Source organism: Microcystis sp. LE19-84.1B (genome assembly GCF_027531875.1).
GTDB lineage: Bacteria > Cyanobacteriota > Cyanobacteriia > Cyanobacteriales > Microcystaceae > Microcystis > Microcystis panniformis.
The window spans coordinates 1-8,756 of record NZ_JAPZSR010000218.1 but is presented as its reverse complement, the minus strand read 5'-3'; the positions used below and the strand labels follow the sequence as shown (position 1 = coordinate 8,756).

Below are 8,756 nucleotides of genomic sequence, written 5' to 3'. Positions count from 1 at the left end.
GTGGTCGAGGGAATCAACAATAAACTTAAACTAATAAAACGGAGAGGCTATGGCTTTAGAAACTTTCGGAATTTTTGGGTTAGAAGTATGTTATCTTGGCATCTTGTATGTTGATTTAGCATAAAGGGTAACGAAGAGCCTGGTAACGTTGGCTATGCTGCCCCTGGTGGATTCTCTGGATCTGGCAATGGAAAATTCATTACTATTGATACTTCCAAGAATGGAACGGCGGTAGCTTTTGATCAGGGTGATCTTAAAAATGCTCCTCAAGGAGAATTGAAAGTTATCTTGGATATTAATTTTACGGAGGCACTTTACGATCAACCGGATTCCCAGAATTTCTTGAAGAATTTGATCCAATCAAATGCAACTCCTCGCAAGTTTACCTACGATCCAACTTTTAACCAACTCACCAGCATGACTGATGAACTTGGTCATCAAACTCTTTATCAAATTGACCCCAATAACGGTAATCTTTTATCTTTAACTCAAGTAGTTGGTGCTGTAGGAGGTAATGATGATCTTGTTACCCAATTTACCTACACAAATAATGGATTAGTTGACCTGATTACCGACCCTCTAGGACGGATTACTGATAGTGATTATGATGCGAATGGTCGTTTAATTTCCATCATCTACGCTAAGGGAACAGCAGAGGAAGCAAAACGCCAATTTGAATATGATTTAGCAGGTAATCAAACAGCGATTATTAATGAAAAAGGCGATCGCACTACCTTTGAATATAATGCACTAAATCGGTTAGTGAAAACTATTGAAGCAGATCCCGATGGCAATGGTCCTTTAACTTCTCCGATTACTACCTATAGCTATGATGCTGATGGTAATTTAATCTCAACTACTGATGCTGTAGGTAATGTGAATCAGAATACCTACGATAAGTTAAATCGGTTAGTTGAAAATATTGATACACTCAACCAAAAGACCAGCTATAGTTATGATTCTTTGGGTAATTTACTTTCAGTTGTAGATCCTTTAGGGAATGAAACTGAAAATAAATATGATGCTCGGAATCGTTTGATTGAGACAATTGATCCTGATAGTGGCATTACTAAATTTACTTATGATCTGAGTAATAATCTGGCTTCTGTTACTGATCCTGTAAATAATAAGACTACCTTTGTTTATGATGCCAGAAATCGCCTCATTAGTGAAACCGACCCATTAGGAAAAACTACTCAATATCAGTATGATGCGGTTAATAATTTGATTGCGAAAACTGACCGCAATAATCGCAAGATTGAGTACAAATATGATGACATCAATCGTCTAAATCAGGAAAAATGGGTAGGAACTGATCAGATCATCAATTACAGTTACGATAAAGCTAGTAACCAAACTACGGTTAATGATAAATTTAGTTCCTTAGCATTTAATTATGACAATAGAAACCGTTTATTGTCTGTAAATAATGCTGGTACTCCCGGTTTTTCCAATGTTGTCCTTAATTATTCCTACGATAAAGTAGGCAATGTTCTCTCAGTTGTTGACACGATTAATAATATTGCAGGTGGTAATAATTCCTACACTTACGACGCTTTAAATCGCCTGACTAAATTAACTCAATCGGGTAATAATGTTAGTGATAAAAGAGTTGATTTTGCTTACAATCCCCTAGGACAATATACCTCAATTAATCGCTATGCCAACCTCACAGGAACTCAGTTAGTTAATGGCACAACTTACACCTATGATTCTCTCAATCGTCTCACGAATTTAAACCACAGTAACGGTACAAATAATGTCGCTTTCTATAACTATCTTTATGATGCAGCGAGTCGCATTACTAAAATTACCGATATTGATGGAACAACAGATTATACCTACGATAAACGCGCTCAGTTAACCGGTGCTAACCACAGTAATGCTAATAACCCGGATGAATCTTACAGCTACGATGCAAATGGCAACCGCATCACTTCTAGTATTCACGGAAATGGCTATGTAACAGGTAAATGCAACCGCTTACTGTCAGATGGTAAATATAATTATGAGTACGACAATGAGGGGAATTTAACTAAGCAGACAGAAATTGCTACTGGTAAGGTGCAAGAGTTGACCTGGGATTATCGTAACCGCTTGGTGGCTTTTGTTGATAAGGATGCCACTGGTAAGGAAACGCAACGGGTTGAGTTCACCTATGATGCTTTCAATCGCCGCATTGCTAAAGCTGTAGATACCAATCCTCAAGATACAACTCCCCCAGTGGTGAGACAGTTTATTTATGATGGACAGAATGTACTGTTAGAGTTTGTGGATAGTGATGGTGCGGGTGCAAATCAGCCTGTTTTAGATACACGCTATCTGCATGGTGCGGGTGTTGATCAGGTTATGGCTCAAGAAAGTGCTGGTAATGTGGAATGGCATTTAACAGACCATTTGGGAACGATTCGGGATTTGGTGAATAATAGCGGTGCAGTGGTGAATCATTTTGTTTATGATTCCTTTGGTCAGGTAATTTCTGAAAGTAATCCTGCTATTGATACTCGTTATCTGTTTACGGGAAGAGAGTTTGATAGTGAGACAGGGCTTTATTATTACAGGGCAAGGTATTATGACCAAACTACAGGAAGATTTTTGAGTGAAGACCCGATTGGGTTTAATGGTGGAGATAGTAATTTATATCGGTATGTATTGAATAATCCACGCAATTTAACAGATCCATTAGGTCTATTAGTTAACGCAGTGTTTAATCCTTCTAATGGTACTTTGAAAATAATAGATAATGATACAGGTCGTACCGTCATCGTTGAAAATGTTTTTTCAGGGGATAATACGCATTATCCAATTCCTCCAGGATCATACGAGATTCTTGAACACAGTCATCCTCACTGGTTTCGACTTGATCCAATAGATCAATATCCACGAAACGATAAAGATGATAAAAGTGGACGCTTTGGGTTTAGATTGCATCCTGGAACTGTCTCATTTGGTTGTATCACAGTGCCGAAAAATCAAAGTGACGATTGGGATAAAGTAGAAAACCTAATTAGAAATACTTCCACGGAAAAAGTTAATGATAATTTAGGTACTTTGTCATGGCTTAGAAATCTCCTGGGTCAGAAAATAACAAAGTTTGGTACGATCAAAGTACTAAAGTAGAGATATTAACTGTAAAACTTATGAATTTCAAGTATTTCAGGGAGAGTTTTTCCTTAACGAGAACAATGACCAAAAATAACTTTTCCATTTACGAAAGTAGAATCACAATAACGTAATCTCCATGAATCATACTGTGCCCAGCTAACTCTATAGAAATCATAAGCACGATTGTATAACTCTCTATTAGTTTTGTGTTCTTGCATAAACTGTTTTATGAGATAGAAAGATTTGTTAAATACTTGCTCTGTTTGCTTATAGGTTTCTCCAAAAGCTGAGAAATCATGTGAAAGTGCATCTATCATACGAAAAAGTGCTTGATCATCACCTGCTAAATATCTGTCAAAAAATAGTAGAGGTTTCTCTTTTAGCGCATTAAAGCAATCTTGGTAAAATGATAAACTTTTTCCAGCATCTGTAATACTACTGTAGTGATGAAGCGATTGCCAAGCTCTCCCATTTCCTGGGTCTTTCTGAAGTATTATGAGTATCTTTGATGGGATATTCTCACTTATAGAAGATCCATCCTTAGCATTTAGAGTTGAGCTTACTAATATTTCTTTTTGTATCGATTCACATGAAGCGACTAAAATTGATAACATAACAATCAAGTAAAGTAATAATTGATTCATAATGAGCATACTCCGCTATAAAGTTACGTTAACATTAATAGTGCGATCGCTGCTCTTGTAGCGACGGCCTTGTTCTGTCAAGGGGTAATTCAAAAAAAATCAGATAGTTGCCGTAAAACTGGTCAATTCAAGTTTGAAGTGCACCAGTACCTGAATGACTAAAGAATACCTCATAGGGAGTACGATAGTCAAGGGATTTTCGCGGTCGGTGATTAATTAAGTCCGTCACTCGGTCGATCTCAGCCTGTTTGACAATCTTAAAATTCGTTCCTTTGGGGAAAAACTGAAATATTATTTTGCTCGAAGCAAACTTCGATGAAGAAGCTCTCGATAAAGCTCAAAAAAGAGCTAAAGAAGACCAAAGTGAATCTGAGGATGATTTTACTTGGGAAGAGCGTCCTGCTTCTTTAATTTTTGCGGGTATTCGTAAGCTAATTTCTTGCAATAATTCAGATGAAAATCCCCATCACGGAACAGAAATATCTTATTCTCAGATGGAGGTTAAAACCGAAGATGAATTATCAAAACTTGTGAGAGGAGAATCTGTAACAATAATATACGAAGAGTAATTATTGAACTGTAAGCTCCATTTTATAGCGATCGCTTGTTGGGGATGTGAAGGGGCGATCGCTGTTTTGGGATGATGGAGTGCGATCGCTGTGATGAGGAGGATTTTGATAGGGCGATCGTTGTTTGGAGATGTGAGGGGGCGATCGCTTTTTGGGGTGTGGGAGGGCGATCGCTTTTTGTGGATGTGAGGTGTGATCGCTGTTTTGTGGATGTGAGGTGTGATCGCTGTTTTGGGATGTGAGAGGGCGATCGCTGTTTTGGGATGTGGGAAGTGCGATCGCTTTTTGGGGATGTAGATGGGCGATCGCTTTTTGGGGATGTGGGGGGTGATCGCTTTTTGGGGTGTGGGAGTGCGATCGCTTTTTGGGGATGTGGGGGGTGATCGCTTTTTGGGGTGTGGGAGTGCGATCGCTTTTTGTGGATGTGAGGTGTGATCGCTGTTTTGTGGATGTGAGGTGTGATCGCTGTTTTGGGATGTGAAGGGCGATCGCTTTTGGGAATGTGGAGGGGCGATCGCTGTTTGGGGGATGTGGAGGTGCGATCGCTTGTGGGGATGTGGGAGGGCGATCGCTGTTTTGGGGATGTGAGGGGCGATCGCTTTTTAGAAGATGTGGGAGGGCGATCGCTATTCGGGATGTGGAGGTGCGATCGCTTGTGGGGATGTGGGAGGGCGATCGCTGTTTTGGGGATGTGGAGGTGCGATCGCTTGTGGGGATGTGGGAGGGCGATCGCTGTTTTTGGGATGTGAGGGGCGATCGCTTTTTGAGAATGTGAGAGGGCGATCGCTGTTGGGGATGATGGAGTGCGATCGCTGTTTGGGGGATGTGGGGGTGCGATCGCTGTTGGGGATGTGGAGAGGTGCGATCGCTGTTTGGGATGTGGGGGGCGATCGCTGTTTGGGATGTGGAGGGGCGAATCTCTGTTTAGGAATGTGAGAGGGCGATAGCGAAGCGCTCCGTAGGAATTGCTGTTTGGGTATGTGGAGAATCGAGAACTAATCATCTCTATTTCCACGAGTTAAATAACGGACTTCTTCCAATAAAATATTAAATCGCTGATCGCTTTCAGCTTGTCTTTGTTTGATCAATTCCATTTCACGTTGATTTTGAGCAGCTACTTGTAGCAATGCTTGAGCCGTTACTCTCAACCCATCTATGCTATCTTTAACTTCAGTTATACTTTCCCTAACTTCAGTTATACTTTCTCGCAACTCAGTCACACTGGAAGCCAAATCATCAAGCATTTCATCATTCCACCGTTGTACAGTCATAGTATGTTCTTAATATTGCAATTAAACTAATATTCTAATTATACCAAAGATATCGCTTGTTTGGGGATGTGAGGGGCGATCGCTGTTTGGGGATGTGGGGAGGGCGATCGCTGTTTCGGGATGTGAGAGGGCGATCGCTGTTTAGGGATGTGGGGAGAGCGATCGCTTTTTGTGGATGTGAGTGGCGATCGCTTTTTGAGAATGTGAGAGGGCGATCGCTTTTGGGGTGTGGGAGATGCGATCGCTTTTTGGAGATGTGGAGGATATGCGATCGCTGTTTGTGGAGGTGAGAGGGCGATCGCTTTTTGTGGAGGTGAGGGGCGATCGCTGTTTGGGGATGTGAGAGGGCGATCGCTTTTTGTGGATGTGAGGTGTGATCGCTGTTTGGGGATGTGGGCGATCGGGTCAACAGAGCAAGACAATTATTGAGAGCGATCGTTCCTGTGATTAGAGGTATAGTTGGAAAAGCGATCGTTTTTTGGGATGTGGAGGTCGATCGCTTTTCTGTTCTTATTTGCTAAACTAGCAATTATGACAATAGCAATAAAACTATATGTACCCCACCGTTCCACATCAACAATTACTAGAAGCGATCGCAAACCTTAATGATCAGCAAATTTCACTTGTTTTACAATTTATTTCATCTTTAGAAACACCCGTTAGCAACTATCAAACTCCACCTAAAACAGTATTAGAAAGAATGGGTGGCTATCCCCAATTTTTACTAGAGGGATCAGGAAATTTGTCAGATAGAGATGTACGCAAAAAAGCAATTTCTGACATAATTAAAGCCAGACATCAAACAAGAACTTATGAATAATTATTCCCTAATATTAATTGATACTGGGATTCTTGTTGCCTTCTATGATCGTAACGACAAGTATCACCAAAAAGTTATTAACTTTTTTAGTAGCTGTACCAGTCAACTAATCACAACAATTGCCTGTGTTACAGAAGTGATGTGGTTACTTGCCCCAAATACAAAAGTACAAAACGAATTTTTATCTGCTTTATCACAGGAAGTATTTCTATGTGAACATTTACTACTATCCGATTATAAAAGAATCCAGGAACTTAACACAATTTATCAGGATCTACCAGGAGATTTTACCGATTTATCGCTCATTGCTATTTCCGAAAGATTAAATATCTCTGCTATTGCAACTCTAGACAAAGACTTTAATATTTATCGGCGTTATCGCAAGCAACCATTTGATCGTGTATTTTTACCTTAATTGAGCATAGTAAAAATGAACTCATGCTATATCATTTGGAAATGATTAGCGATCGCTGTTTGGGGATGTGAGAGGGCGATCACTGTTTGGAGATGTGAGGGGGCGATCGCTTTTTGGGGATGTGAGAGGGCGATCGCTTTTTGGGGATGTGAGAGGGCGATCGCTGTTTGGGATGTGGAGAGGTGCGATCGCTTTTTGGGGATGTGAGAGGGCGATCGCTGTTGGGGATGATGGAGTGCGATCGCTGTTTGGGGGATGTGGGGGTGCGATCGCTTTTTGGGGTGTGGGAGTGCGATCGCTTTTTGGGATGTGGGAGGGCGATAGCGAAGCACTGCTGCAAGCAGTTCGCTGCTATAATAAAAACAGTTACTCTTTTTTGGAAAAAACACTATGGAATTAGTCACCTTAAATCAATCAGGATATCTGCAAATTCCTGAAATTATTAGACAACAGTTAGGTTTAAATAATGAATCAAAACTATCTTTAGAAGTTCAAGACGGAAAACTAATTTTAAAACCCATCAAAGAAGAACCATCACTTTACTATGAAGGTCATGTATTAGTCTCGGATGTAGAATTATTAGCAGATGCTAATACAATAATTGAAGAACTCAAAAATGAGAGAATAAATCAAGTAATTTCATGGTAAAAATATTATTTGATACATCAGTTTTAGTTGCGGCTATTTTAGTTAAACATCCTCAGCATTTTCCTTGTTGGTCATGGCTAGAAAAGGTGAAGACCTCACAAATTGAAGGATTTATAATCACTCATACCTTAGCTGAATTATTCTCAGTTATATCTTCTTTTCCTTCTCAACCTCGTTTTTCACCTCAAATCACTCAGAGACTGATTCAGGAAAATCTCAAAGAATTTCAGATTATTTCTTTAACTGAAGATGATTATTATCAAGCTATAGAAAATATGGTCAATTTAGGGTTTACGGGAGGAGCAATTTATGATGGTTTAATCGCTTATTCTACTCTAAAAATAGAAGCGGATAAAATCTTAACTCTTAATGGAAAACATTTTCTTCGTCTTGGCGATTCCATTGCTGACTTAGTAGAAGTTCCATCATAGAAATAGCTGGTTTAAACTCAAAATTCACAATATCTAGCTATAGTAAATTATAGAGATTGATCGATTTTTGGGAATGTGGAGGAGTGCGATCGCTTTTGGGATGTGAAGGGCGATCGCTTTTTGGGATGATGGAGTGCGATCGCTTTTTGTGGATGTGGGAGGCGATCGCTTGTTGGAAATGCGATCACTCATCTACCATCTATGATTTGTAGGGGTTTAGCAATACTAACACCTTGCATTTTTGGTAAAAATAGGTTTATAATTAATTATATGTAATTATCTTCAAAAACAAAATAATGCTAACTACATACACTGCCAAATATACAAAAGTTAATAGCGGCTATATGGGGCAATTAATTGAATGGCAAGAAGTTATTACTGAAGGAGAAACCTTAGAAGAATGTAGAATTATGTTACAAGATGCTCTCAAAGAAATGATCATTGCTTATCGTCAACAAAATAAAGAAATTCCCACGGGAAGCTCTTTACTTGAACAAATCCCGGTAGAAGTTTGATTATGTCAGTAAAACGAAAAGATTTAATTAAATATTTAGAAGAAAACGGATATTATTTATTACGGGAAGGTGGAAATCATTCGATTTATACTAATGATCTAAAAACTATTCCTGTCAAAAGACATCGCACAATTGATCGCATTACGGCAAATGCAATTTGCAAACAAGCAGATTTATTACCTAAGTTTTAAATATTACTGGACTTCCCCCATACATAAATACTAAAAAATTAACAAAACCCTTACTGCAGGTCGCTTCTAAGAAAAAATTGAAAAGAGGCTACTGGGTACATTTTTTACTTGAAAATGGCTGTACCGTTGACTGTATCTGGAGTAGAG

17 protein-coding genes and 1 pseudogene are annotated in these 8,756 nt (G+C 39.4%); 13 read left to right on the top strand and 5 right to left on the bottom strand.

Annotated features, from left to right (window positions below; translation table 11 throughout):
- Both O9324_RS12775 and O9324_RS12770 read left to right on the top strand, forming a co-directional pair.
- Positions 1 to 114: transposase (locus O9324_RS12775; protein WP_130758671.1), on the top strand; the 114-nt coding region annotated here is incomplete at its 5' end.
- A gap of 162 nt (positions 115 to 276) precedes the next feature.
- Positions 277 to 3,120 carry an RHS repeat-associated core domain-containing protein gene (locus O9324_RS12770; protein ID WP_288140383.1) on the top strand — a complete coding sequence of 948 codons (2,844 nt, stop codon included), beginning with the start codon at positions 277 to 279 and terminating at the stop codon, positions 3,118 to 3,120.
- A gap of 53 nt (positions 3,121 to 3,173) precedes the next feature.
- Here the strand turns inward: O9324_RS12770 and O9324_RS12765 are convergent, their stop codons facing one another.
- Positions 3,174 to 3,749 carry a hypothetical protein gene (locus tag O9324_RS12765; RefSeq protein WP_288140382.1) on the bottom strand — a complete coding sequence of 192 codons (576 nt, stop codon included), beginning with the start codon at positions 3,747 to 3,749 and terminating at the stop codon, positions 3,174 to 3,176.
- 127 nt (positions 3,750 to 3,876) lie between these two features.
- Positions 3,877 to 4,044, bottom strand: a pseudogene (locus O9324_RS27500) (IS30 family transposase); the annotation flags it as partial.
- Between the two features lies 1 nt (position 4,045).
- Between O9324_RS27500 and O9324_RS12760 the strand changes: the two are divergent.
- The 4 genes from O9324_RS12760 to O9324_RS12745 all read left to right on the top strand — a co-directional run bounded on the left by O9324_RS12760 (position 4,046) and on the right by O9324_RS12745 (position 5,254).
- Complete coding sequence (locus O9324_RS12760) at positions 4,046 to 4,318, top strand: hypothetical protein (protein WP_002765642.1); 273 nt, start codon at positions 4,046 to 4,048, stop codon at positions 4,316 to 4,318.
- A gap of 71 nt (positions 4,319 to 4,389) precedes the next feature.
- The gene (locus tag O9324_RS12755; RefSeq protein ID WP_287629965.1) at positions 4,390 to 4,560 is read left to right on the top strand and encodes a hypothetical protein; all 171 of its coding nucleotides are present in this window, start codon (positions 4,390 to 4,392) and stop codon (positions 4,558 to 4,560) included.
- A 55-nt stretch (positions 4,561 to 4,615) separates the two neighbouring features.
- The gene (locus O9324_RS12750; protein ID WP_288140381.1) at positions 4,616 to 4,753 is read left to right on the top strand and encodes a hypothetical protein; all 138 of its coding nucleotides are present in this window, start codon (positions 4,616 to 4,618) and stop codon (positions 4,751 to 4,753) included.
- A 174-nt stretch (positions 4,754 to 4,927) separates the two neighbouring features.
- On the top strand, positions 4,928 to 5,254 hold the full coding sequence (locus O9324_RS12745) for a hypothetical protein (protein WP_288140380.1): 327 nt from the start codon (positions 4,928 to 4,930) through the stop codon (positions 5,252 to 5,254).
- A 59-nt stretch (positions 5,255 to 5,313) separates the two neighbouring features.
- Here O9324_RS12745 and O9324_RS12740 read toward each other — a convergent pair whose 3' ends face one another.
- A complete protein-coding gene (locus O9324_RS12740) occupies positions 5,314 to 5,589 on the bottom strand; it encodes a hypothetical protein (RefSeq protein WP_137666287.1) in 276 nt (91 codons plus the stop codon).
- A 38-nt stretch (positions 5,590 to 5,627) separates the two neighbouring features.
- The gene (locus tag O9324_RS12735) at positions 5,628 to 6,011 is read right to left on the bottom strand and encodes a hypothetical protein (protein WP_288140379.1); all 384 of its coding nucleotides are present in this window, start codon (positions 6,009 to 6,011) and stop codon (positions 5,628 to 5,630) included.
- Positions 6,012 to 6,142: 131 nt separating this feature from the next.
- Between O9324_RS12735 and O9324_RS12730 the strand changes: the two genes are divergently transcribed.
- Both O9324_RS12730 and O9324_RS12725 read left to right on the top strand, forming a co-directional pair.
- Positions 6,143 to 6,409, top strand: a complete 267-nt coding sequence (locus tag O9324_RS12730; protein ID WP_287629969.1) for a hypothetical protein — start codon at positions 6,143 to 6,145, stop codon at positions 6,407 to 6,409.
- Complete coding sequence (locus O9324_RS12725) at positions 6,402 to 6,824, top strand: type II toxin-antitoxin system VapC family toxin (protein ID WP_287629970.1); 423 nt, start codon at positions 6,402 to 6,404, stop codon at positions 6,822 to 6,824. The genes O9324_RS12730 and O9324_RS12725 overlap by 8 nt, the downstream gene beginning before the upstream one ends.
- Before the next feature lie 26 nt (positions 6,825 to 6,850).
- Here the strand turns inward: O9324_RS12725 and O9324_RS12720 are convergent, their stop codons facing one another.
- Positions 6,851 to 7,156, bottom strand: coding sequence for a hypothetical protein (locus tag O9324_RS12720; RefSeq protein WP_287629971.1), 306 nt, complete (start codon positions 7,154 to 7,156; stop codon positions 6,851 to 6,853).
- A 58-nt stretch (positions 7,157 to 7,214) separates the two neighbouring features.
- Here O9324_RS12720 and O9324_RS12715 point away from each other — a divergent pair, with 58 nt between their 5' ends.
- The 5 genes from O9324_RS12715 to O9324_RS12695 all read left to right on the top strand — a co-directional run bounded on the left by O9324_RS12715 (position 7,215) and on the right by O9324_RS12695 (position 8,609).
- The gene (locus O9324_RS12715; protein WP_287629973.1) at positions 7,215 to 7,472 is read left to right on the top strand and encodes an AbrB/MazE/SpoVT family DNA-binding domain-containing protein; all 258 of its coding nucleotides are present in this window, start codon (positions 7,215 to 7,217) and stop codon (positions 7,470 to 7,472) included.
- Positions 7,466 to 7,903, top strand: a complete 438-nt coding sequence (locus tag O9324_RS12710; RefSeq protein WP_288140378.1) for a type II toxin-antitoxin system VapC family toxin — start codon at positions 7,466 to 7,468, stop codon at positions 7,901 to 7,903. Before O9324_RS12715 ends, O9324_RS12710 begins: the two co-directional genes overlap by 7 nt.
- Positions 7,904 to 7,959: 56 nt before the next feature.
- On the top strand, positions 7,960 to 8,115 hold the full coding sequence (locus O9324_RS12705) for a hypothetical protein (RefSeq protein WP_288140377.1): 156 nt from the start codon (positions 7,960 to 7,962) through the stop codon (positions 8,113 to 8,115).
- 84 nt (positions 8,116 to 8,199) lie between these two features.
- The gene (locus tag O9324_RS12700; RefSeq protein WP_002765634.1) at positions 8,200 to 8,418 is read left to right on the top strand and encodes a type II toxin-antitoxin system HicB family antitoxin; all 219 of its coding nucleotides are present in this window, start codon (positions 8,200 to 8,202) and stop codon (positions 8,416 to 8,418) included.
- Between the two features lie 2 nt (positions 8,419 to 8,420).
- Positions 8,421 to 8,609, top strand: a complete 189-nt coding sequence (locus O9324_RS12695; protein WP_002765632.1) for a type II toxin-antitoxin system HicA family toxin — start codon at positions 8,421 to 8,423, stop codon at positions 8,607 to 8,609.
- The last annotated feature ends 147 nt before the right edge of the window (positions 8,610 to 8,756 follow it).